This is a genomic window from Fimbriimonas ginsengisoli Gsoil 348 (assembly GCF_000724625.1).
GTDB lineage: Bacteria > Armatimonadota > Fimbriimonadia > Fimbriimonadales > Fimbriimonadaceae > Fimbriimonas > Fimbriimonas ginsengisoli.
Window position 1 is genome coordinate 669,200 of sequence record NZ_CP007139.1, and the last position, 23,356, is coordinate 692,555.

The 23,356-nt window shown below is 60.7% G+C and carries 21 protein-coding genes; 14 read left to right on the forward strand and 7 right to left on the reverse strand.

Going from position 1 to position 23,356, the window contains the following annotated elements; translation table 11 throughout:
- Nucleotides 1-60: 60 nt before the first annotated feature.
- From OP10G_RS03130 to OP10G_RS03140, 3 genes are all read left to right on the forward strand, one after another.
- Nucleotides 61-966, forward strand: coding sequence for an FHA domain-containing protein (locus tag OP10G_RS03130; protein WP_025227337.1), 906 nt, complete (start codon nt 61-63; stop codon nt 964-966).
- A 90-nt stretch (nt 967-1,056) separates the two neighbouring features.
- A complete protein-coding gene (locus OP10G_RS03135) occupies nt 1,057-1,632 on the forward strand; it encodes a DNA-3-methyladenine glycosylase I (protein WP_025227336.1) in 576 nt (191 codons plus the stop codon).
- Between the two features lie 95 nt (nt 1,633-1,727).
- A complete protein-coding gene (locus OP10G_RS03140; RefSeq protein ID WP_025227335.1) occupies nt 1,728-2,573 on the forward strand; it encodes a Stp1/IreP family PP2C-type Ser/Thr phosphatase in 846 nt (281 codons plus the stop codon).
- Nucleotides 2,574-2,685: 112 nt separating this feature from the next.
- On the opposite strand, the gene OP10G_RS03145 is transcribed toward OP10G_RS03140, so the two are convergent.
- Complete coding sequence (locus OP10G_RS03145; RefSeq protein ID WP_025227334.1) at nt 2,686-3,747, reverse strand: NADH:flavin oxidoreductase/NADH oxidase; 1,062 nt, start codon at nt 3,745-3,747, stop codon at nt 2,686-2,688.
- Nucleotides 3,748-3,908: 161 nt separating this feature from the next.
- On the opposite strand from OP10G_RS03145, the gene OP10G_RS03150 reads away from it, so the two are divergent.
- The 5 genes from OP10G_RS03150 to OP10G_RS03175 all read left to right on the forward strand — a co-directional run bounded on the left by OP10G_RS03150 (nt 3,909) and on the right by OP10G_RS03175 (nt 8,795).
- The gene (locus OP10G_RS03150; protein WP_025227333.1) at nt 3,909-4,709 is read left to right on the forward strand and encodes a TrmB family transcriptional regulator; all 801 of its coding nucleotides are present in this window, start codon (nt 3,909-3,911) and stop codon (nt 4,707-4,709) included.
- 526 nt (nt 4,710-5,235) lie between these two features.
- Nucleotides 5,236-5,700 carry a hypothetical protein gene (locus OP10G_RS26105; protein WP_144240965.1) on the forward strand — a complete coding sequence of 155 codons (465 nt, stop codon included), beginning with the start codon at nt 5,236-5,238 and terminating at the stop codon, nt 5,698-5,700.
- A gap of 1,117 nt (nt 5,701-6,817) precedes the next feature.
- A complete protein-coding gene (locus tag OP10G_RS03165) occupies nt 6,818-7,729 on the forward strand; it encodes a DUF4434 domain-containing protein (RefSeq protein WP_025227330.1) in 912 nt (303 codons plus the stop codon).
- A gap of 45 nt (nt 7,730-7,774) precedes the next feature.
- On the forward strand, nt 7,775-8,323 hold the full coding sequence (locus tag OP10G_RS03170) for a hypothetical protein (protein WP_025227329.1): 549 nt from the start codon (nt 7,775-7,777) through the stop codon (nt 8,321-8,323).
- A 40-nt stretch (nt 8,324-8,363) separates the two neighbouring features.
- A complete protein-coding gene (locus OP10G_RS03175) occupies nt 8,364-8,795 on the forward strand; it encodes a lipocalin family protein (protein WP_025227328.1) in 432 nt (143 codons plus the stop codon).
- A gap of 164 nt (nt 8,796-8,959) precedes the next feature.
- Here OP10G_RS03175 and OP10G_RS03180 read toward each other — a convergent pair whose 3' ends face one another.
- The gene (locus OP10G_RS03180; protein WP_144240966.1) at nt 8,960-9,166 is read right to left on the reverse strand and encodes a hypothetical protein; all 207 of its coding nucleotides are present in this window, start codon (nt 9,164-9,166) and stop codon (nt 8,960-8,962) included.
- Nucleotides 9,167-9,247: 81 nt separating this feature from the next.
- Here OP10G_RS03180 and OP10G_RS03185 point away from each other — a divergent pair, with 81 nt between their 5' ends.
- The gene (locus tag OP10G_RS03185; RefSeq protein WP_144240967.1) at nt 9,248-9,805 is read left to right on the forward strand and encodes a DUF7684 family protein; all 558 of its coding nucleotides are present in this window, start codon (nt 9,248-9,250) and stop codon (nt 9,803-9,805) included.
- Between the two features lie 32 nt (nt 9,806-9,837).
- Nucleotides 9,838-10,293, forward strand: a complete 456-nt coding sequence (locus OP10G_RS03190) for a hypothetical protein (RefSeq protein WP_144240968.1) — start codon at nt 9,838-9,840, stop codon at nt 10,291-10,293.
- Nucleotides 10,294-10,391: 98 nt separating this feature from the next.
- Here the strand turns inward: OP10G_RS03190 and OP10G_RS03195 are convergent, their stop codons facing one another.
- From OP10G_RS03195 to OP10G_RS03205, 3 genes are all read right to left on the reverse strand, one after another.
- Nucleotides 10,392-12,053 (reverse strand): hypothetical protein, encoded by a 1,662-nt coding sequence (locus OP10G_RS03195; protein WP_025227324.1) that lies wholly within the window; start codon nt 12,051-12,053, stop codon nt 10,392-10,394.
- A 161-nt stretch (nt 12,054-12,214) separates the two neighbouring features.
- A complete protein-coding gene (locus tag OP10G_RS03200) occupies nt 12,215-15,031 on the reverse strand; it encodes an ATP-binding protein (RefSeq protein WP_025227323.1) in 2,817 nt (938 codons plus the stop codon).
- A 131-nt stretch (nt 15,032-15,162) separates the two neighbouring features.
- Nucleotides 15,163-17,340 (reverse strand): fibronectin type III domain-containing protein, encoded by a 2,178-nt coding sequence (locus OP10G_RS03205; protein ID WP_025227322.1) that lies wholly within the window; start codon nt 17,338-17,340, stop codon nt 15,163-15,165.
- A 175-nt stretch (nt 17,341-17,515) separates the two neighbouring features.
- On the opposite strand from OP10G_RS03205, the gene OP10G_RS03210 reads away from it, so the two are divergent.
- Nucleotides 17,516-18,901, forward strand: a complete 1,386-nt coding sequence (locus OP10G_RS03210) for a GH1 family beta-glucosidase (RefSeq protein ID WP_025227321.1) — start codon at nt 17,516-17,518, stop codon at nt 18,899-18,901.
- A 671-nt stretch (nt 18,902-19,572) separates the two neighbouring features.
- On the opposite strand, the gene OP10G_RS03220 is transcribed toward OP10G_RS03210, so the two are convergent.
- Nucleotides 19,573-20,043, reverse strand: a complete 471-nt coding sequence (locus tag OP10G_RS03220) for a Crp/Fnr family transcriptional regulator (RefSeq protein ID WP_025227319.1) — start codon at nt 20,041-20,043, stop codon at nt 19,573-19,575.
- Nucleotides 20,040-20,270 carry a hypothetical protein gene (locus OP10G_RS03225; RefSeq protein ID WP_025227318.1) on the reverse strand — a complete coding sequence of 77 codons (231 nt, stop codon included), beginning with the start codon at nt 20,268-20,270 and terminating at the stop codon, nt 20,040-20,042. Before OP10G_RS03225 ends, OP10G_RS03220 begins: the two co-directional genes overlap by 4 nt.
- Before the next feature lie 55 nt (nt 20,271-20,325).
- Here OP10G_RS03225 and OP10G_RS03230 point away from each other — a divergent pair, with 55 nt between their 5' ends.
- Genes OP10G_RS03230 through OP10G_RS03240 form a run of 3 tightly spaced genes read left to right on the forward strand, consistent with a single transcriptional unit; the run spans nt 20,326 to nt 23,342 of the window.
- Nucleotides 20,326-21,189: a nitrilase-related carbon-nitrogen hydrolase gene (locus OP10G_RS03230; protein ID WP_025227317.1), complete on the forward strand. Its 864-nt coding sequence runs from the start codon at nt 20,326-20,328 to the stop codon at nt 21,187-21,189.
- Nucleotides 21,147-22,103: a helix-turn-helix transcriptional regulator gene (locus tag OP10G_RS03235; protein WP_025227316.1), complete on the forward strand. Its 957-nt coding sequence runs from the start codon at nt 21,147-21,149 to the stop codon at nt 22,101-22,103. The genes OP10G_RS03230 and OP10G_RS03235 overlap by 43 nt, the downstream gene beginning before the upstream one ends.
- 36 nt (nt 22,104-22,139) lie before the next feature.
- Entirely contained in the window at nt 22,140-23,342 is a 1,203-nt protein-coding gene (locus tag OP10G_RS03240; protein WP_144240969.1) for a caspase family protein, read from the forward strand.
- Nucleotides 23,343-23,356 lie beyond the last annotated feature (14 nt).

Here is a 23,356-nt window from a genome sequence, read left to right on the forward strand (position 1 = left end):
GCCCATGCCTCATAATGGGTCAAACCAACGCGTGTCCTCAGCGCGTCCATCTCGTGCCGTATGTCCGACATATACAAGACCCAGATGCTTACCGGGGACCTAAACCGGACCCAACTTGGGGCGCCCCCGACGCTCGACCCCAACAAGACGATGATGGGTACGGCGCCGTCGTTGAACGCGACGCAGACGATCAAGCCGACCCAGTGCCCGGTCTGTAAGACCTTTAACCCGGCCGGCGTCATGTTTTGCGTCGATTGCGGGCTGATTTTCGACCGCGCTCTCCCTCCGGACGCGTTTGGCGCGCCGGCGGTGCAGCTTCCGTTCTTGGTGGAGCAGAGCGGCCGCGAGCATCCGCTGCGGCCCGGAACCACCGTCGTCGGCCGCGAAGGGGACATCATGATCTCCGATGGACGAGCGTCTCGAAGGCACGCGCAGCTCACCCAGAACGAAGGCGCGGTGACCGTGGAGGACCTCGGGTCTACCAACGGCACCAAGGTCAACGGTCAGGCATTGGCTCAGGGGGAGCGGCGCTCGCTGAACGGGGGCGAGAAGATTTCCTTCGGCGGAGTCGAGATGCAACTCGCTTTGCCGGGCCAGAAGGGGGGCAACACCACCCAGGTCTTCGGCTCCAATAAGACGGCGGCGATCTCCGCGCCTCCGGTTAAGGAAGTTCCGCCAGCGAAGCTGGTGGGCGAAGGACTTTCGATACCGCTTCGAAAAGGAGCCAACATCTTTGGCCGGAAGGCGGAGAGCGACGTCCAGATCTCCGATCCCTACGTCTCCGGCAAGCATGGCTTGATCGAGATTACGGACGACGGCGTGTACGTTACCGACACCGGTTCCTCGAACGGCACCATGCTGAACGACGCAAAGCTCGTTCCCAACATGCGAACCCAGGTCCAGCCCGACGACGTCATCCGCCTCGGCAGCAAAGAGTTCCGCGTCGAACTGGCAACGAAAAAGTAGGATCGGCTCCCAGCCAATGGCCGGTCCAGACGCGGGCACAGAACCCGCGACTACAAGCCTTCGGCGTACAAATCTCAACACCCCAACGCCATGTCCCCTCCCCTCACCCGCTGCTCCTGGGCTGTGTCCGATCTGATGGCTCGGTATCACGATGAGGAGTGGGGGATTCCCTGCCACGACGACGATCGGCTCTTTGAGATGCTCTCGTTGGAAGGGGCTCAGGCGGGGTTGAGCTGGGAGACCGTATTGAAGAAGCGGGAGGGGTACCGGCAGGAGTATCACGGCTTCCGGATCGCTCGGGTGGCAGAAATGACTCCCGACGACGTGGAGAGGATCCTTCAGAACCCGGGCGTCATTCGGCACCGAGGGAAGCTGGAAAGCGTCGTGTCGAACGCCAAGGCCGTGATCGAGATTCAGAGGGAATATGGCTCGTTGTCCACCTACCTTTGGAGCTTTGTCGGCAATGCGCCGATCGTCAATCGGGAGTCGGCCCTGGCAAGCACGCCGGAGTCGGATGCGATGAGCAAGGCACTCAAGAAGCGGGGATTCAAGTTCGTCGGCTCGACGATCGTGTACGCCTTCATGCAAGCCTGCGGCATGGCCGACGACCATTCGCCGGATTGCTTTCGTGCGAAGGAGCAGATGGGCGTGAGGCGTAAGGCGTGAATTACCTTCGCGCCTTACGCTCCGCGCCTTCACACTATTTTCCCCGCCAACGCGCGCACGATTGCCGTTTGCGGTAGCGTCTAGGCATACGCGACATGGATGAGATCACCGCCGAATACGCCCAGGACCAATTAGGGACCGCCATCGAGCTTCGCGTGCGACCCCGCACTACGATCGCCGCTAAAACGGACCTCGGCCGCGTGCGGCAGAACAACGAGGACAAGTTCGAGTATTTCGTCAGCGAGGACCCTCGGGTGCTGGCCTCGCGCGGCCACGTCTATGTCCTTTGCGATGGGATGGGCGGGCACGAGGCGGGCGAAATCGCCAGCGACCTCACGGTGAAGACATTCATCGACGTGTACCTGAGCCACCCCGCGTCGGAGGCGACGACTGCGATGGCGGCGGCGGTCACCGCGGCGAACCGGTTCGTCCTCGACAACGCCCGGACCTTCCCCAAGCGGCGGGGAATGGGGACGACGCTGACCGCGCTCATTCTTCTGCAAGACCAGGCGTACACCGTCAATGTCGGGGACAGCCGCAGCTATCGGCTGCGTAATGGCGAGCTCTTGCGGCTGACGATGGATCACACGGTGATCGAAGAGTACGTTCGCTCGGGCCTGCTGACCCCTGAGCAGGCGGAGACTCACCCTCACAAGCACGTTCTCACCCGCGCCATCGGCGGGGATGCCGATGTCCGTCCGGATATCGAGGCGTACGACCTGAAGGTCGGCGACACGTTCCTGCTGTGCAGCGACGGCGTGATGAACCACGTCAGCGACGATCACATCGGTGAGATTCTTCGCACCAAGTCCCCGGCCGAGGCCGCTTGGAATATCGTCGGCCAAGCGCTGCTAGGCGGCGGCACCGACAACACCACGGTGATCGTCGTGCGAGTGGACGATCTCGAGGATGTAGGTTCGACCAACGCCGAAGCCGAGTAACCGTCATCCCTACGTCCGAAGGACGTGTAGCCGCAGGTTGGCTCGTACCTGCGCGAGGGTGTACCTTACGGTACACCGGATCATCGGCGAGGCGCCGACGCTACGGGGGAGGTCAGTCTTTGGCGCGCTCGTACTGCACGGGCCAACTGATCTCGTAGCCTAGCTCTCGTGCGGCGTGGAGGGGCCAATGGGGGTCGCGGAGCAGTTCGCGGGCGATCATGACCATATCGGCGTCGCCATTTCGGATGATGGCGTCGGCCTGCGCGGGGGCGGTAATAAGGCCGACGGCGGCGCTGGGGACCCCGGCAGCTCGGACCGCCCGGGAGAACGGAACCTGGTACCCCGACCCGACGGGGATCTCAGCTTTCGGGATCGCGCCTCCGCTGGAACAGTCGATGAGGTCTACGCCGAGCGCTTGAACGATCTTGGCGAGGCGAACTGTGTCGTCGGTTTTCCAACCCCCTTCTGCCCAGTCCGAGGCGGAGACACGCAGGAAGAGCGGAAGATCGTTCGGCCACGCGGCTCGCACGGCTTCGGTTACTTCGCAAACCAATCGGATGCGGTTCTCGAACGAGCCGCCGTATTCGTCGGTGCGGAAATTGCTGAGGGGAGATAGGAACTGGTGGAGCAAGTACCCGTGGGCTCCATGGATCTCAACTACCTGGAAACCGGCCTCGTGCGACCGTCGGGTGGCCTGGACGAACGCGTCGATCACCGACCTTATCTCGGTCACGTCGAGCGCCTCGGGCGTAAGCGTGCGGTCGCTGAACGGTATTGGGGAGGGCGCGACCACCCTCGACCATCCGCCTTCTTCCTCTGGGGCGACCCCCGAGGGCTCCCATGGCCGCCGTGTGCTCGCCTTGCGGCCCGCGTGAGCAAGTTGAATCCCGGCCGCCGCGCCTTGAGCCCTGATAAACTTCGTGATCCGCGCCAGGTTCGGCACGTGGGCATCGCTCCAGATGCCGAGGTCCTGGGGGGAGATGCGTCCATCCGGAGTTACGGCTGTCGCCTCCGCCATCACCAATCCCGCGCCGCCAACCGCCCGCGCGCCGAGGTGCACCAGATGCCAGTCGTTGGCGAACCCGTCTTCGCTGGAGTATTGGCACATCGGCGAGACCGCGATCCGATTTCGCAGCACGACCTCTCGGATGTGCATGGGCGTGAAGAGATGCATATCTCTAGCTTGCCCGATTTTTCCGGGAAAGCACCCATCGCTCCTTCGCGCTTTGCGCCCCACGCTTCACGCCAACACCCGGAAACATCGGCGAGGGCGCCGACGCTACGAACGACCGCCTTAGTTGCCCGGGTGACGAATACGTGCTAGCATGAGCCGAGATGGATGCGGTTTCGGCGTTGACACCGTTTGGGTTTACCGGCTTAGAGGCGGAGATCTACTCTTTCCTACTCACCGAGTCGCCGGCGACCGGCTATAGGATCGCGCAAGGGTTGGGAAAGCCGGTGGCGAACACCTATAAGGCGATCCAGACGCTGCAGGCAAAGGGGGCGATCGTGGTGGAAGAAGGAGAGTCTCGCCTCTGCCGCGCGGTTCCAAGCGACGAGCTTCTCGACCGTCTGGCGAAGGAATACGATGCGCGGCGTATCGCGGCGAAACAGTTTCTGGCCGGACTTGGCTCGCCGGAACACGATCAGCGGATTTACTTCATCCGCGCCTATTTGCAGGCGATGCATCGGCTGAGGACGATGTTGGGCGAGGCCGAGGAGATCGCCTTGCTTTCCGCAAAGTCCTCGGTGGTCCAGGCGCTAGCCGACGACTTGGCGGCGGCGGTAGCGCGCGGGGTGGAGGTCTTCGTCAAGACGGACGCGGTGGTTACCATTCCGAGGGTCGAGACGATGGTCTCGAGTCGCGAGGACGATCTGCTGCGGACCGTTTCCATCGTGCGCCTCGTCGTCGACGGCGAGCAACACCTCGTGGGCGCCTTGTCGGAAGCCTCTACGGAGGCGATCTGGTCCCGCCATCCGGCGCTGTCGCTGTCGCAACACGAGGGGCTTGCCGCCGAGCTGACGCTGCTGGAGATCGCCGAGCGCCTTGAAGACGGAGCCGGACCCAAGCGACTGACCCGAGCCCTCTCGACGGTTAAGCCGGCCAGCAAGACCCCGGGCGCAAAAAACGTTTAAGGGTGCCACGGGGGAAGGAGGATGCCTCGTGCCTTCGTAACCCGTGCGGACACGGGTTACGAAGGGCGTATTCGGTTTGAGCCAAGGCAGAAGTTTTTCGACGCCCGTCTGCACCCTTGGCACCCGTCTTGTGGATATTGGGTTCCACAAGCTTCCTAAGATCGTGCCCATTCTCCCACCCTTCGTCGTAACCTATAGCGATAGTCCGCTTAATTCCGCTCGGTGCCGAACAAATGCGCCCCTTCTTGCAATCCCGAGGTTGATGCCGATGCTTTCGCTTGTGTACCTTGCGCTTATCGCCCTCTCTCCGTCACCAAAGGCGCCTCAAGCGCATGGACTTTCCATTCCTCTTCCCCATCGCATCGCCCCGCCGGGAAGGGGCCCATCGCCGAAGGTGTCTCCGGCGGACAGGCTTTTCCGGCGACTGAGCCTTACACGAACGCAACGCTTTCGGCGCGTCGTCGGAAAAGATTTGACCGCGTCTGGTCCGATCTACTTCAACATGGGCGAGGTATCGACCACTCAGGTGCTCTTTCCGCTCGGAAATGCGAATGCCATCTTCTTCTTTACCGACGATCCGACCCATGGTCGTCGTATCACGTTCTCGAAGTTTCGGTTTGACACAGAAGGGCGCCCTTTTCTATCCTATCAGTTCCTTTTGGAGCGAAGGAAGGGTGGCCCGCAAAGGACCGGCACGCTCTCCAGGTTTCTCTACCACGATAACTGGAATGACAACCTGGTTGCAGGTGACGGCACGGCACCCATCGGGAGGATGGGGGCGCAGGCTAAGCGAGATCTAGCACTTAGACGCCGCTACGCGGTTTATGCGGAGGAACATAACCAGGGTTACATGTTTGGAGCGATCATCGGCGAGTCGGGAGCGATGCTTCGGAAATCCTTCAAGCAATGGAAATTCCCGGGAGGCGGCTTTCTAATAACCGATGCAGAGAAGAAGTACATACTCCGCCGAAGGAACCGTGCCCGCGGGTAATAACGAGATCTGGATAAGTGGAGCCATGATACCGATCTTTCTGTTCTGCCAGAGTACTTGGCACGCACCGAATGACATCCTTAGATTTCTTGGTGTCAAGTCCGTAATCGGCATGAGTGAGCTTGGAGATACCGAGAGATCTCAGGTCTTCTTTGTTGGCGGTGGTAAATATGTCTGTAGGGTAACGGCACGGGTAGTGTGGGGGAGCAAAGTTACTCTCTACCGAGTAGGAGCTCATGTAGCACCGGTTTCAACCACAATAATTGACGGAATCTTCTCTCGCGTCTTTGTCGAATCGAGGGATGCTTCAGGCTTAGTCTTGGTGGGAAACCGCTCCGCAACTTTCGAGTGTGATCTTTTTCGCGGGAAAGTGGTGAAGAGGTTCAAAAGTGGACGGCGAATGTATTGGCGGGGCGGCCGGCCAGTACCCGTGAACACGGCGGGCATCCTTCATTCCGCCGGCTTGCCGCGACGCATCCCACTTCTTTGTTTTGATCCTGGTTCGGGGGCGGCTGTCTTCGCACAGCCTGTGAACGATGCAGAAGACCTTCGTTTTTGGCTGGTAACTTCCGGCAAAGGTAGACCCCTCCTGCTTCCCAACCGCGTAAGACTTGGCGATGCATTGGGCACCCTTGTGAAAGGGAGCGGGCAATACGTCCTTGGTCTGCCCATTTTCGCCACGGGTTGCCTAACGCCCGTTGTCGTCCGCGGTCGCCATGCCACCAGTTGGTCGTCCGACAAGGATGACCCGCTCGGTACAAGGATGCTGTGCTCCAATGCTGTTTTTAGCCGAGGTAAGGTAAGGGGCTTCGGCGTCTTTGCTTCGGGTCGAACCGGCGAGCGTCGCTTCGAGGCAATGGCGCTGTCAGATCAAAAGGCGATTCGAACTTCGGTGGAAGTTCTCGATGTGGCACGAGATCGCTCGACGGGAAGGGTCGCGTTCATCTATGAGAACAAGGGACATAGGCGGTACCTGGTTGTCGGTCGTGGTCCGTAGCTTGTTTGGCTGTTCGATTATTCCAGGGCGCTCCCTCACCCCCAACCCCCTCTCCCTCGTCCAGCACGAACATCTGGAGGAGGGAGAGGGGGCTCCGGACGTTAGGATAACCTAGACGACATGAACTCCCTTCCCCGGATATCCGGCACGTTTCTCGACGAGATCACCCACGACATTCCCTCGCAGAACTGGGGAGAGCGGCAGTGGCGGCGTGAGTTCGAGCTCTACAAGAAGATCGGCATCGACACCGTGATCATCATTCGGGCCGGATATGGCAACAAGTGCATCTTCCCCGCCAAATCGCTGCCGAATCTGCTCCCGGTATATGAGGACCTCGGCGAGATCTTTTTCACGCTAGCCGACGAGATCGGGTTGAACGTTTACTTCGGCACTTACGATTCCGGATTCCATTGGATGCGCGGGGCGTGGTGGAATGAGGTGGAGGTCAACAAGGCGTTTATCACGGAGGCGGCGGAGCGGTACGGGCGCCACGCCAGCTTCAAAGGGTGGTATCTGTGCCATGAGACGAGCCGTAACGCCTCTAACATCATCGAGCTGTTCAATCACATGGGCCGGTTCTGCAAAGAGACCAAGGACGTACCCGTTCTGATCTCGCCGTTCCCTCAGGGGGCCAAGCAGTTCAGCGGCGGGAACGTGATGTCACTCGACGAGTCGTTCGAGCATTGGGAGCGGATCTTCTCCGAGACGCAAGGCGCTTACGACATCTGCGCGTTTCAGGATGGCCAGATCCACTATCAAGAGCTTCCCCGCTTCATCCAGGGGATCGGCGAGCTTGGGAAACGGCACGGGGTGACGATCTGGTCCAATTTGGAGACGTTCGACCGCGACATGCCGATCAAATTCCCGCCGGCGGATTGGCGTTATCTGCGCTACAAGCTGGAAGCAGCCGCGCCGGTGGCGGAGAAGGTCATCACGTTCGAGTTCCCGCACTTTATGTCGCCCCACTCCTCGTATCCCTCGGCGCACCATCTGTTCGAGCGGTATTGCGAGAACGTGGGCATCACCCTATAGGGAACGGGCAAATCTGGTGCATTCTGTAGCTGGAGGATTCGCATCATGACTCGCACGACCCTAACGGCGATCGCCGCCCTTTCCGCCCTGACGCTCGTCTCAGTTTTGGTACCCGGCTACGGACACGCCGCTCCCAAGACCGGGTCGATTTTGGCCCAGCAGCCGTTCCAGCGGATCCTTCCGGTCGTCGACTACAACCGAGACAACGTCCGCGACGCGTTGCGGGAGCTGATGGGGAATTCCAGCCAGTCGTTTACGATCGACAGCGACGTCCAGGGGGAGGTTACCCTCAGCCTTCACAACGTGACGTTCGACACCGCCTTGCAGCTTGTGCTGCGGCAGGTCGATGCTACGTACCGGATGGAAGGCAGCGTCATTCACGTCTACCGGAAGGCGGTCGCGCCGGCAACGCCGCCGGTATTAACCGGGCCGGACATTACGGCTGAAAGTTCGTCGAGTGAAGGGGCAAGCGGAGCCGGAGACACAGTGATCGTGCACGACGGGTCGTTCTTGTACGTCCTGCGAGGGACGCGGATGTTCAAGCTTCGCAAATCGGACCTCAAGATCGTCGCGGCCGGGACCGTGCCGCGTTGAGAGGAACCTTGAACCGGCCGACTCAGGTAAAAGGGCTGATATGAAATTCTTCAGGTTCGGTCTCCCGGTGGCATGCGCGGTCGCACTGGTCGCGATGGGTTGTGGCGGCGGCAGCTTTATCGACAACGACCGTTCCAACGGCCTTAGCGGCACGTGGGTGCTGGACTCGATGCTGGTGAACGGCACTACCGTTACCTGCCCAGGAAATGCGACGCTGCCCGGATTCGACATCGGCTGCAGCCGCTACACGGTCGTCTACACCACGGCGGGGCAGTTCACGCAGAAGTCGGCGGATGGAACGGTCACGACCACCGGCACATTCAACAACGACGGCCAAACCCTGACGATGAACTACGGATCGCAGACGATAAGCAGCCGGATCACCGTCACGAACAACGCCAATACGTTCGCCATCGTCATCCCGAACAACGGGTATCCGGTGACGTACACGTTTATCCGGCAGGTCGTCTAAGGGGACATTGTCTCCGGCGTAGCGTCGCCGCCCTCGCCGATGATCCGGTGTACCTAACGCGAAGCGTTGTAGCCGCAGGTTGGCTCGTACCTGCGCGAAGGTGTTTCGCAAACAACCAACATGCGGAAGCGTCGTGGTTGTCGCGGCTGCGCCGCAACCAATGCCTAGTGGACGGTCGTTTGCTTGAAGTAGTACTGCCGGTAGTTCCCCATTTTTCCGCTGACGTACACCGTCACCAGTTCCCAACCGTCTTCACTGGCGTGCTGGAACATCTCCATTTCGGAGAGGAACTCTTGATCCTCTCCGGACGTGTCTTTCCAGTGCACTGGCCGGAAGACGGCACCTTCTGCGAGCGCGTAATGGTATTGCACGAAGATCATCTTAAGCCGGTTTTGCCCTGAAAGCAAGAAATTCCGTTTTGAGCCGGGCCGCGCCGTGTTAACATCGGCTCCGTGTCAGAGAGAGCGCCTCGCGGAAAATTCAACTGGGGCATCGAGCGTGTCTTTGAGCACTTCTACTTCCCCCACATGGAGGAAGTGCGGCTGGAGTTCGAGCCGCGGGTTCTGATGATTCTGATGGACGCTCGCCCGATCGCGGAGGATCGCCTTCAGCGATTTGCCCAGCGGCTGATGGATGCGGGGGTGATCTTCTTCGTCTGCTGGGGGCCTGGGTGTAAGCGGATGCACGACGCCGCCGACTGGGCCCGGAGCGCCGAGACCCTTGAGGCGCTTAGACGCGGCGAGGACCCGGAAGAGGTCTTCGAGGCACGAAATCCGATCATCATGACCACGTACCACTATCCACATGACGAGGAAGTGGAGCAAACCGCCGAATTCTGGTGCCGGTTCTGCTATCCGCCCGCGGCGTGGGGCCCGGTCCGCACATGGACGAGCGTGGTGATTGGAAACGAAGAATGGCACGACCGCCTCGTCCACCACATCGAAACCCGCCCCCTCTCTCGCCTCGAACGAGGCCTATCCCCGGAGCCGCCAGGGGAAGAGACGGAGTGAAGTTCGATAAATTCCCCTTCTATCAACGTGTTATGATCGCCGCCGTCTTCGGGCTGATCGGCTACATTGGATCGTCCGTCTCCCTCGAAGCCGCATTCGTTTGCTGGGGGTTCGGGCTGCTGACCCTCACGATCCAACACTTTTTGATCATCGACGCGTCGGCGCGATTCTATCAGCTCCAGCGAAGTTTCTGGCCGCTCCGCCCGACCCGAGGTTCGGTCGACGAGATCGCTTCGATCGAAGTCGACTACGTGATCCCCGGAAATGAAGGTTCGAGGCCCTGCTACCCAGTACGCGTGCGATGGAAAGACGACCGGCCCGAGTCCTACCACCTCAAGTCGTTTCCGACCATCGAGGCGGCGGGCAACTTTGCGTTAGGCATTTCCGAAGCCACGGACGCTCCGATAGTAGACGGCGAGTCGCTGGCCAAACTTCGGCACTCGCTCCTGAATGCTCCCTTCGATGGGTTGCAAAAGCCAAGGCGGTAGTTTGCCGGCTATCGACGGTAACTCCGCTATTCGGCGGACTCGAACCTCGATCCGTTTGATATAGCAGGGGCCTAGGCCCCTGCTAGTTGGTGAGAAGTTTACGGGTTTGGGAAGGCGACGTAGGTGTGCACGGCGCCAGACAACGTGCCTTGGCCAAAGATGGCGCCGTTGTTGTTGACCGAGATCGCGTAGTTCAACTTCCAACCGGTCCGACTCGCGTCGCAGACGTCGTACAGAAGCTTTAGCCCATCGGCGGCCTTCCACACGTAAGCGCGTTGCGTTAGGTTACTGGGGTCGCTGGGATCCGTGGAAGATCCGACGACGACACCGGCATTGTTGACTCCGTAAGGAGTAAACGCGCCGAGGGGGGTGGGCGCGCTTCCCGGGGACGACCACATCAATCCCGACAAACCGATCCCAGAGATGACGTAATAACCGACGATTGCGCCTGAGTCGTTACAACTCGTGGCCGCGTAGTCGTTTGCGCCCAAGTACGTTTGCAGAATTGCCGGGGCGGCAGAGTGGCTGGGGTAGTAGATCGCGGTTCCACGGGTGACGCCGGTTGTGGTCGAAGCCGTGCCGACGATCAAGCCGCCGGCGTTGATGTCCTTAGGCAGAATGTCCAATGAGGTGTCGGGCAGCAACCCGAGTGCCTCTCCCGCAGCGGTTGCGCTGGCCCAATACAGCGGGCCATTGGTACCGGCGCTTACGATGTTGCCGGAAGCGTTGATCCCGAGCGGATTCCGCCCACTGGTTCCTTGGAAAGGCGAAAACGCCGCGTAGGGACTGCGCCAGAAGACCACTCCCGTTCCGAGTTGGTTCCCCATTACATCGCCGGCGGCGTTGATTGCGAAGAGCGAACTTTGCCCGTCGCTACCGGGAAGCAAGGTTCTTGATGATGGATTCGTCGCGTCGACAATGTAGTAGTGATTGTCGACGAGGTTGTACACGACGCACTTGGACGTGTCGTTCATTCGCCGCCCAATGAATTGCACGTTAACCGAGCGAAAGGCGGGCTGGAGAGCGGACGCACCCAAATCTACAACTCTGTATGTCGAAGGTCCGCCCTCGGCGGGGTTGATCGTGATCGTTGCGGCCGCGCTCGTCACGCCGTCAACCGTAGCGGTCACGGTTATCGTCCCGGCCGAGAGAGGCGACACGATTCCATCTTTGGTTACGGTAGCCGCGGCTCCAGTCGACGAGAACACAGCCGAACCGGGAGTTACGACCACGGCATTGGAATGCGAGTCCTCGGCTAGGAACCCAAGCTGCTTGGTTCCGCCACCGACCGTTAGAGTCGTTGGAACGACGGTCACCTTGGTGATCGCCTGGTTCAAGGTGAATGACGTCAATTGGAAACTCGAGCAGGTCACCGCCAACCTCGCGTTCGCCGTTCCAACCACCGCCCCGGTCTGGTCGGCATTGCCATACAGGGTGACGACGCCGGCGGTCGCGGACGTCTTTACACTCGGCAATCCGTAGGTTTCCGAATGAGCGGTGAGGGTCGAATTCCGGTTGAAGTTGACCGTGATGTCTCCGCCACTCGCGGCGCCGTTGGTAATCACCATGCGCCCGGACAACGCGCTCGAAAGGACGGACGATCGACTGCGTTCCGGATAGCTTACGCTGAAAGATGCGCCGGCCAAAATGCCGCCGCAGCCTACCGGACCCGAATCGCCCGGAAGACGCGCTCGACCGCCGCACCCGGCCAGAAGAGTCCCGCAAGACAGCGCCAATAGAAACAAGCCGGGCGCTTTCATAGTGCACCCCAAGTATCGTGAACCCGCTGTGGATGGATTGGAATCACCGCATTCTCCTTTCCTACACCTCCTCCAACTTGGCGGGAGTAGGACACTGAAAGGTGGAGGATGGGGCGTTACACTAGCTGTTACAATAGCTCGCTAAAATGCTGGGTTTTAGTTCACGACAGCCTTTGCCGTAGCTCATTGCAGCGTTGGAACAAGGAATCGGATTTCACTCGGCTCAGGATCTGCTCGGCCCGAGCCAAATAGGCTCGGGCGGCAAAGAGGTCTCCTCTCGACTCGTAAATCTCCACCAGGCGGGTCAAGTTATGCACCGTCGAGGTGTCCATCCCGGTCAGCGACGTAATCGCAACGACCTCCTCGAGGAGCTCGATCGCTTTGGGGTGATCGCCCAACCCCGCGTAGGCCCAGGCTTGATTTTGAAGGGCGTAAACACGTTTGTGACCATGCCCCTGCGAGCACAAGATCGACAGCGCCTCGTCGGCGTAGGCGATGGCCGACGTGTAGTCTCCGCGTCGAACGGCGATATCGCCTAACGAGTTCAGAATCCAGTGGCGCATCTGGTCTTGCCCGGCGCGAAGGCGATGCGAGTCGCAATCTCTCAGTACCTGCTCGGCCTCGTCTCGACGGTCCTCGTTCATCAACATCACGGCGAGCGTTTCCCGCGTGGACAGCAACCGTTCGGAATCGCCCGACATGGCAAAGATTCGCAGGCATTCATCCAACAAGCGGCGAGCGGTTTCGAAGTCGCGCTGTTCGCCCGCCACGTAGGCTTGGCGCTCCATAACTCTGGCCGCCAAAATCGGGTTGTCAAGCCGATTGGCGATTTCCAGGGCGAGACTTGCCTCTTGCTCGGCGCGGGCCCAGGATTCTTGATTTGCTAGAGCCCTTGAGAATTCCAACCGGAATTCGAACTCGAGGCCGGTGACGGCGTCGGAGTTACTTACGACAGCGAGACCGCGCTCAAAGAACTTGCTGGCATCGGAGAGATCATAAAGCTCCGACGCACATCGCCCTCGGCTAAGGAGAAGCGAGGCCATTTCCGAATCGCTCGCGGATGCCCGTCCAAGCACAAACTCATCGAGCCACTTCGCCGCTATGGCATAGTCGCCCCGGCTCTCGCATATCGCCACGAGGGCTTCGGCCAGCTTTCTTCCGCGGCGAAGATCCACCTCGGATTCCCGCATCAGCAACCGTTCGGCGGAAAAACGAATGCCCGACTCCAACGCGCGAGATGGCGGCTCGACGTCCCGGGCCTTCGCCTCAAAATAAGCGACGAGGAGGTCGATCACGTTTCTGGCACTTTCGAGGTTGTCGTCCAACCGCCTTAGTGCTAACTGGCGCAAGGGGTTGACGGAGCGAAAGAGGCCTTCGCGGTTGGTAGTCACCAGGCCAGAGAGGACAAGCTCCTCGAAGTCCGAGAGCTCGAAGCCAAGCGCCGACACGATATCCGAAGACCAGGCAAACTCCAGCGGGCTAAGCGTCGAAAACAGCCGTTGGGCGCCCGGCCTCAGGCGAGAGAAGCTCCATTCGTAGGCGGCTTGGATGGACTTTGCGTGGTTGCCACGCGTACCGTCGATTAGGCTCACATCCTGCCGTAGGCCGGATAGGACGCTTTGCGGCGAAAGACCCTGAAGCTTGTGGGCGGCAAGCTTGAGCGCAAGTGGGACGCCTCCTAGGAAGTCGCAAATCTCTTCGATGACGGTAATCACTTTGGAGTCGAGGAACGCAATGCCTTTCGGTAAATAAGCGCTCAACAGCTCAAAGGCGTCGGAGGGCTGGGTTGGATCGACGGCCTCGAGACGTACCGGTTGAATATGGAACGGGTGTTCTTCGGCGATGCCTAACAGCTCTCGGCTGGTTGCCAGGATGGTTACTCCCGGACATGCGTCGAGGATTGCCGTAATGAATCTGCGGTCTTCGGAGGAAGCCGATTCGGCATTATCGATGACCAGCAAGGCACTCAAGGGCTTGAGCCTCTCAAGGATGGTCGATTCCGCGACAGCGGTTCCCATCGTCTCGGCCACGATCGCGCTGAGCGATTTCGACGAGTCACCGCCCATCGAGAACCAGAACACTTTCCCCTCCCTCTGTTCGGCGACATGCGAAGCGAGGCGGGTCTTCCCCATCCCCCCGACTCCCACGATGGTGACTGCGCGTTTATTTCGGAGCGAATCCAGCGTCGCCACCGCGTCGGTTCGCCCTACAAACGGTTCCCCGGTATAGGGGAGTTGCTTGCCATTGAGGGAGAGCGGGCGAAAGGACGGGGCTTTGAGAATCGCCTCAACGAGAGAATCCGTTTCGGGACTCGGAGCGAGATCCAGGTCCCAAGCGAGTCGTCTCCGTAATGATTTAAAGGCAGAAGGGATCTGGGCCTGGTTCCCAGCGCCCGCCATCGCCCGAAAGAGGGCTCTCCAAAGTTGCTCGTTGTAAGGCTCGATGGAAATCGCGATCTCTAAAAAATCGATCGCATCGTCCGGGAGCCTATCCGCCATTCGTTGGTGGCTCGCGGTGAGAAGACCGTGCGCGAGGGTCGCCGAGAGTTCCATGCGGGCATCTTCGAGCCAGGTCCCGTGTAATCCTTGGAGGAGGGGGAGCGCGATTTGCTCGCGTTCGTCGTCGGTCAGGGCCAGCGGCTCACGCGATCGCTTAATCTTTCGGAGAAGGGATGTGAGGGCACAGTGGACGGCGCCCTGGTCGAGAGTCAGCGAATCGCCATCGAAAACGAAGGCGGGGCCGGCCGAGCAGGCTCTCAGCTCCAAGAGAATGCGGCGAAGGTAGAACCGAGAACGTTCAGGCGGTGCTTCGGCCCAGACCTTGGAGGCCAGAACTTCTCGGCTAACCGGCGTCCCTCCGGCAAGGGCCAAGAGTGCCGTCACCTGCTGGGCAGGTCTCGAGAGGTGTACCTCCGAGCCATCGGATTCGAGTAAGAATCGACCGAGGATTCGCAGCTTGAATGGAGTCAACGAGCTCACCGTTACTAGAACTCTGAGCTCTATTGGGTCGGCTGCGACTTACCTAGCTCTGGAATTCTCCGCATTCTTAGTGTCCCACAATCGGGCGGCGTCCGGGAGGAACACGCCGTAGCATCGGCTGGGAGCCGATGCTACGGGAGGGTTTTGGCCTGGACCGATGCGGGGGCGGAGTAGCCGGCGCTGTTTAGGGCGGAGACTCGGAGGGTGTAGGTGGTGTTGGGAGTTAGGTTGGTTAGAGTGAACGTGGTGGTGTTGGCTCGGACGGTGGCGTATTGGGTGAAGGAGCCGCCGGTGGAGATTTCGATTCGGTAGGCGTCCTCGTTTTTGGCGTTGTCGGCCCACGTGAGTTTGATCTGGTTCGACGCGGGTGTCGTCGCGACAAGAGATGTCGGAGCGGCAGGGTAGGGGACGTCGGTGGGAGGCGCGGTGGTGATGTTGAAGACGGTCACCGAGTAGCGAGGGAAGGTATACGTGAAGTCCGGCCCCATGGCCATCTTGCCCGCGATGATGTCGGTAGGGCCGGTACCGGTTCGCGCGGCTTCGTCTTGAGTGATGCCAAATGAGTAGTAGCGACCGCTAAGAACGCTTGGAGCGCCGGGAATCTGGATCTCGCCGGGGAGCGATTTGTCGCGACTCTTGTTGATCACCATCACCGAGTAAGAGTTGTCGGGGCGCTTCACGGCGTAGGCGGAAACCAGCGAATATTCGCTCGACATGTCGACCACCAGGTCGCCCGGCTTGGCGAACTTCGACAGCATTTGCATGGCGAAGAAGCTCGGATACCGGTCGTCGTTCGGGCTGACCACGCCGTAGTCGCCGTACATCCGCCACCCATAGAGATTGGCGTTCATATTCGTCCCCTGGAGCGGGCCGTTGCGCAGGTCCCACCAGCAGAGCATGTTGAACTCGGTCTTGAGGAACTGGCCGAAGCTGTCGCACATGAAGAGGGCGTTCACCAGGCTGGTGGTCTGCTTGCCGGGGTTGCTCGTGACCGAGTTGTTCTCGGTGCAAGTGAGCTCGACGTTGGCAGCATCGGCGCCGAGGTAGTCGTTCAGCATCTCTCGAAGACGTGCGGCGTCGTCGGCCCAGCTCTTACTCGACTTCAGAACGAACGCGTCGCTCTCTTGGTAGGGAAGCTGATCGTAGCGGTGGTGGACGACGAAGTCGGGAATCACGCCGAGCTGTTTCATGCGGGTCAGCACGATCGGCGTCCAACCGTGCACGGTGTTTCCGGTGCGCGGGTTGATCACGCTTTCGTCGGAGTAGTTCTGATACTCGTTATCCCAGGATGCGGCGACCACTCCGATCTTTATGGTGGGGTCGACCGCTTTCATCGCGCGGATGTAGTCGGCGGCGCGGTTGGCGTAAGTGACCGGGTCGTGGGGGCGGTTCTGGCCGTCGGTCTCCCAGTCGCCGTAGCACTCGTTGCCGACTTCCCAATGCTTGAATCCGTACTTCTTGGTCACGTTGGAATAGCGGACCCAGTCGGCGGCCTCTTCGGGGGTGCCGGTGCCGTAGTTGACGGTGACGATGGCATCCGCGCCGATCGCCTTGGCGTTGGCGGCAAACGCGTCGAACCCAAGCGCCCAGCTCCAGTTGTTGTTATTAGAGGCGCCGGTCTTCCAGTGATACTCGTCGGAGAGCGATCCGCCGGGGAAGCGGAGCAAAGTGGTGCCGAACCCCTTGAGGAAGGCGGGGGTGCTGGCGGTGTCGAAGAGCTGGTCCCAGGCGGCGGCGTTGAGGCCGAACGACCGGGCGTCGACGCGGCGGCCGCCGGTACCGGGGGTGACGGTCAGGTGAATCGGATTGGGGATCGGCTTGCCGTCCCACTGCACGTCGTCTAGGTACCACGTCGGCTGGGTCTTGCCGCTCCGGTCTTGAATCCAGAAGCCGTCGAGATCGTTGACCCCGGCGACGCCCATCTGGTCGAGGGTGATGGTGACCTTCTGCCATCCGATCGTGAGCGGACTGAGCGGAACGACGGTTTGGGAGCCGCCGTTGCGGGTGGCTTGAAACTGGAGGAGCTGGCCACCGGTGGTTCCGCCGTGGATCCAGAACGAGATCCCGGTGATCATCGAAGTATCGAGGGCGGTGTGGTGGAGGTAGATCGCGCTCCACGGGCTGGCGGTGACGCCGATGGACTTGGCCCCGGAGTGGACAAAGGCGGTGGCCGAGGGGTTGACGGTCGCCCAACTCCAGTTGTCCCACCCGGCGTTGAACGAGTCGGTGTAGACGGTCTCCGTCTGAGCGGCGGCGGTTCCTACGATGCCGAGCACGAGGGCGGCGGCGATGGTTTTTCGGTAATTCATGTTCGATTTTCGGGTTGCACGGCGATGGGCAATTAGAGGATGCAGAACGGGTACGGGCGAGTTGGCCGCCGGGGATACGAGTTGGGACCAGGGGCCTAAAGGAAGTTTGGGGAGGTTGGGACAGGTTCAGGCATGTTTGTCCCAACGACCTACCGAGTAAGATTGCCGGACTAAGATGTCATTCCCTAAGGAGTTTATGTGGGGCGTTGCGACGGCCTCTTATCAGATTGAGGGGTCGCCGTATCGCGCCGGGGGCGGGCGAAGCGTTTGGGATATGTTCTGCGACCGCCCGGGGAAGATCCACGATGCGAGCAGCGGCGCGGTCGCCTGCGACCATGTCCATCGGTATCGTGAGGACGTGGCGCTCATGCGGGAGCTTGGGATTCCGCATTACCGGTTCTCCATCTCTTGGCCGCGCGTGATGCCGGAAGGAACCGGGCGCATCGACCCGGAGGGGCTAGCCTTCTACGACCGGCTAATCGACGAGTTATTGGCGGCGGGGGTGCAGTCTCACGTGACGCTGTTTCACTGGGACTTACCGTACGACCTCTATCTGCGGGGTGGATGGCTAAACCGCGACTCGGCGGATTGGTTCGCGGACTACGCCAAGGTTGTCATTGACAAGATCGGGGACCGGGTTGCGAGCTGGATGACCCTGAACGAGCCGCAATGCTTTATCGGCCTCGGCATGCATCAAGGGCTGCACGCCCCGGGAGACCAGATCGGATTTCGAGAGGTGCTCTTGGCAGGGCACCACGCGTTACTGGCCCATGGCAAGGGAGTGCAGGCGATCCGCGCAGGGGTAGATAAGCCGACCCGCATCGGCTGGGCCCCGGTGGGAGCGCCAAAGATTCCTAAAACGGAATCGGCGCTGGACATCGAGGCGGCCCGAACCGCGACTTTCCAAACGGAAGGAAAGACAGTTTGGAGCAATACTTGGTGGAACGACCCGGTCTTCTTTGGCAAGTATCCGGAGTTCGAGGTTGAGCATTTCGGCAGCGATGCACCGGTTCCGCGGGACGGGGATATGGAGCTGATTGCTCAGCCGCTCGATTTCTTCGGCGCCAATATCTATAACGGGCAGGTCGTGGAGGCGGGTCCGGAGGGCAAGCCCGTCGAGATTTCGCATCCGATCGGGGCGGCCCGGACGCTGTACCATTGGCCGGTCACGCCGGATGCGCTGTACTGGGGTTGCCGATTCTTTCACGAGCGATACGGCAAGCCGATCGTTATCACCGAGAACGGGCTTGGCCTGTCGGACTGGGTTGGGAGCGACGGCGAGGTGCACGATCCGCAGCGGATCGACTTCTTAAACCGCTACCTGCTCTCGCTTCGGCGGGCGAGCGAGGACGGGATTCCGGTCGACGGGTACTTCCAGTGGACGCTCATGGACAACTTCGAGTGGCACGAGGGATACCGCATCCGATTCGGGCTGGTGCATTGCGACTTCGATACGTTGAAGCGGACGCCGAAGGAGAGCGCGTATTGGTACCGGGAAGTGATCCAGTCGAACGGCGATAGCTTGAAGCCGCCCGTCGCATCGTCTGGGCCGACGATCTAAAGTGAGGCGGCCCCCTCCTCGTCGCACGCAAAAGTCGGTCCAAATCGGAAGCCTTTTATTGCGATGAGGAGGGGGTTGGGGGTGGAGAATTCCCCGCTCACCTACAAACGATTGGCGAACACGATAGCCCCCAGAATCACCACTTCGCCCCCATCATCGCGTCTGGATTAGGCTCCCGCCAAATACCCAACGGCGAATAAATACGAGTCGAAAGTTGCCTTGCCATCTCCGACAGGAAGACGATGAACGCAAGGATCAAACCGTCCCATATATTCACAAAAGGATTCAACCTAGTTTGTGCCGGTACAACGTGATTCGCATTGTCGCGTCCAACTTAGCGATTCGCTTTAGACTCTCCGTAGAGATAATCCAGTCCAATCCGAATGGCTCGTCTCCTCCCTGAAAGCCCATATCGAATTCTCGGGTAGTGCAAGCTTGCCAGCTAATTCGAGATTCTGCAGAAAGCGAATCGACCGCCAACAACAAGGCTCCGATGCTTGAATTGGGGTCGCAGTAGTCCTGCGACGTTTCGAAATTGGCGTCCCACGTCCCCGGGTCGCTTTGATTTACCGACAAGCAATGCAAACCGGCATCCTCAAGGACTCGCGCAAGAGGCTCGAGATCGAAACCTGCTCGAAGCGTGAGATCCGTGTTGACATAGGCAGACTTCATTACAAGGCGTGGTGCCAGACGTCGTGCTCGAGGTCCATGAGGGCGTCGAGGCGGCCGTCGGCATTGCGCAACCTCGCGGCCAACAGGCGCGACAGGTTCGCCAATACGATGAAGCCGACGTTTCGGTCGCGGGAGAGATGGGCTCGGAGCTCTCGGGCGGGGAATTTGATGGCGGTTACGAACCCTTGGGCCACCGCGTGGGCGTGGCGGGGGCCGGCGTCGACGAAGGAGACTTCACCGAGAATGCCCGCCGGGCCAACCTCGCCCAGCTTGTCGGAGTCGTGGGTCAGCAAATTGACATGCCCTTCGACGATCACGAAGAGGTCCGCTTCATGGGCGCCGATGAGAGAAATGTGCTCGCCCGCTACGAAGTTGGCTTTCTTCCCCAGTGCGGCGATCGGCTCGATCTGCTCGGGAGTGAGGCCGTACACGAGCAGGCTGCTGTTCAAGGCATCGATGATTTCGGTCATGCCTTCCACTGCCGGCCGACGACGACGTAGTCGTTCCCAAGCGCGGTTGTCCGACTGATGAAGAAGGTGGGCTCGTAACCGTCCGCGGTCGCTTCGCGAATGTAACGAATGTCGCCCTGGTCGATCAGGAGCTTGCCTCCACCGGGGACATCGACGAAACCGTGGTAGGTTGGCTTGCCGATCTCGTGGTAACTCACGCGAAAGACGTTGTCGCGGATCGTGGTCATGCGCCCTCTAGTTTGCCACACGGCGTCGCGGCGGACGGCGAAGTACACTCGTCAAATGGCCTTCAAGGTCGCATGCGTTCAATTTGCTCCCCAGAAGGCGGAGGTCGATAAGAATCTCGACACCATCGCCGAGGCGATCCTTCAGGCCCAAGACGAAGGGGCCGAGCTGGTTTTGTTACCGGAGGCTTGCACCAGCGGCTACTTCCTCGAGGGAGGAGTGCTGGAGTCTTCGCTTACCTCCGCTCAGCTCCAGGCGGCGCTTTGGAAGCGGGTCGCCGGCAAGATCACCCGCCCGATCGACGTGGTTCTCGGTTTCTACGAGAACGCGGAGGGAACGCTCTACAACGCGGCGCTCTACACCGAGCTGTCTCCCAAAGGCCCACGCCACGTGGGCACTTACCGGAAGTTTTTCCTCCCGACGTACGGCGTGTTCGACGAAGAGAGGTTTGTCTCTCGAGGGCGCGATCTGGGGGTTTACGAGACCCGGCTGGGAAAGATCGGCATTCTTATCTGCGAGGACGTGTGGCACGGGGTGCTGCCCACGCTTTGCGCGGTGCATGGGGCGCAGCTCATTCTCATTCCGGCTGCCAGTCCGGCGCGCGGCTTTTCGGGCGAGCGGATTGAGAATCACGACCGGTACCGCCGGCTGTTCGTCGCGGTCGCGGAGGAGCATGGCGTTTACTGCGCTAGCGCGCAGCTCTGCGGATTCGAAGGAGGCAAGGGGTTTATCGGCGGCTCCAAGATCGTGGACCCGACCGGGCAGGTGGTGGTGGAAGCTCCGGTTGCCGAGGGGCATATGATCATAGGAGATATCGACACCGACCTTGTCGCGATCACTCGCGCCCAGTCGCCGCTTCTCAGCGATCTCCAGAGCGCTTGGTCCGATATCCGCCGGCTGGTTGGGGAGACAGACTTCTGACCCGGGTCGAGCGGCTCACCGCGCTCCTTGTGCTTCTCCACGACCGAAAGCGGACCGCGGAGACACTTAGCGACGAGCTCGGAGTCGCCCGGCGAACGGTGCTGCGGGATGTGCAATCGCTGACCGCGATGGGCGTGCCGGTAATCGCCCTGAGCGGGCCGAACGGCGGATACGAGATTCCGCGAGACGCGACGCTGGCCCCGCTTCATCTGACGTGGCGCGAGGCGCTTTTGCTTACGCTGGCGGTGGAAGGGCTGGCGAAGATGTCGGACACGCCGTTTCGGGCGGACCGTGCTTCGCTGGTGGCCAAGCTGCGATCGATCATGCCGGAGTCGCAACGCGACCGAGTGGCGGCGATTCTCGACCGGGTCGAGCTCGAGGTACCGGCCCGGCCCCAGCGGACTCCGTTGCTCGAGCCACTGCTTCAGCTCGCCGGCGGGTGGGCCGAGATCGAGTATGACGGCGAGAGGCGGGTGGTGCGGATCGACCGGCTCTTCGCCGACCGGGGCCTTTGGTACGTCGACACGATCGGCAACGGAAAGTCGCGCCGATTCAGGGCGGATCGAATCACTGCGGCCGTTCCCTGCCCGCCCCCCGAACGAATCGAGGAACCGCTTCCTTACGACGACCCATCCCATCCGCTCGTCCGAGTCCGGCTTTCGCCGAAAGGGGTGCGGCGGGCGCAGAGCGATCCCAACCTTGGGCCGCATCTGCCGGAGAACGGAGAGTTAGCGTTTCGGTGCCCTCCCGACGAGTTGGAGTGGTATGCGCGATACTTCGCGGGTTTCGGGGAAGACGCCCTGGTCGAAGCGCCCCGCGAGCTCATCCAACGAATCTTGGAGAACGCAAAGCGGATTGAAAGCCAATACGCTTTTGAGGGATCGGAACTTGCGCCGCGCGCGTCTGGTAGCTAAGGTCAGTGCGAACGGCGCACGGCAGGAATAGAAAAGATGAGTGCGCGTTTTTTACCACTTGCGATAGTTGGATTCACGGCAGCATGGTGGGGGCACTCTGCCCAACCGAGAACGATAGGGAATCCGCCCCTTCGCGCCCTCGTGGTGGGCGGCGGGCCGAACAAGAAGTACAACCAGGTCGGGATCGAGAGCAACGTTCGGTATATGGAGAGACTGTTGCCCAGCGCCGCGCCCCGTCGAATTTTGTTCGCGGACGGCGACCCGCAAACCCCCTCGGTCCTCTTTGAAGACCAGCCAGGCAAGGAGCAGTTCCGCAAACCTAAGATCGCCCAGATCGACGGCTCCTCCAGCTATGCGAACGTGCAGGCCGAGTTGCAGACCTTGGGCGGGCAGCTCGAATCCGCGCCGGGTACCCCGGCCCTCCTCTATTTCACCGGTCACGGAAGCCCGAACGCCGAAGGAAACGTGGATAACAATGCCTACGACCTTTGGGGTGGGCACGAGCTAACGGTGAAGGAGCTCGCTCGCTCACTGGCGCCGATTCCGAAGTCGACCCCCATCGTCGTGGTGATGGTGGAGTGCTTCTCCGGAAGCTTTGCCAACCTCATGTATGAGGGAGGAGACCCAAAGGGTGATCTTACGGGCCGGCGTCTGTGCGGGTTCTTTGCCAGCGTCGCCGAGCGGATGTCAGCGGGGTGCACGCCGACGACCGACGAGTCGGAGTATCACGACTTTACGAGTTACTTCTTCGCCGCTCTCACCGGTACCGACCGAGTGGGTCGGAAGGTGACGGGCGCCGACTACGACCACAACGGACGAGTTGGGATGAACGAAGCGTTCGCGTACACGCTTATCAACGACGATTCGATCGACACCCCGGTCTGCACCTCGGACGCGTTTTTGAGACGCTTTGTCACGACTTCGGACGCCGACATCTTCGCGGTGCCGTACTCGAGAATCCACCGGTGGGCGTCACCGGCCCAGCGGGCCGCGCTCGACGCGCTTTCCACCTACCTAAAGGCGACGGGAGAGGATCGGGTGAAGAGCTCGTATGACGAAATGGTAAAGACGCGGATCGATACCGAGAAGGACCACGACGTCCGCCTATACCGCTTCGTCCGCCTCGCCAAAAGCGTGGTGCTCGCCCACAACCTCCGCAGCTCTTCGGACGAGCCGGCCAAGCGGGCTTTCGAAGCGCTGATCAAGGAAGAGTCGGGGAATCCTTTGTCACCGAAGTAGGTCCAAGCCCGGGG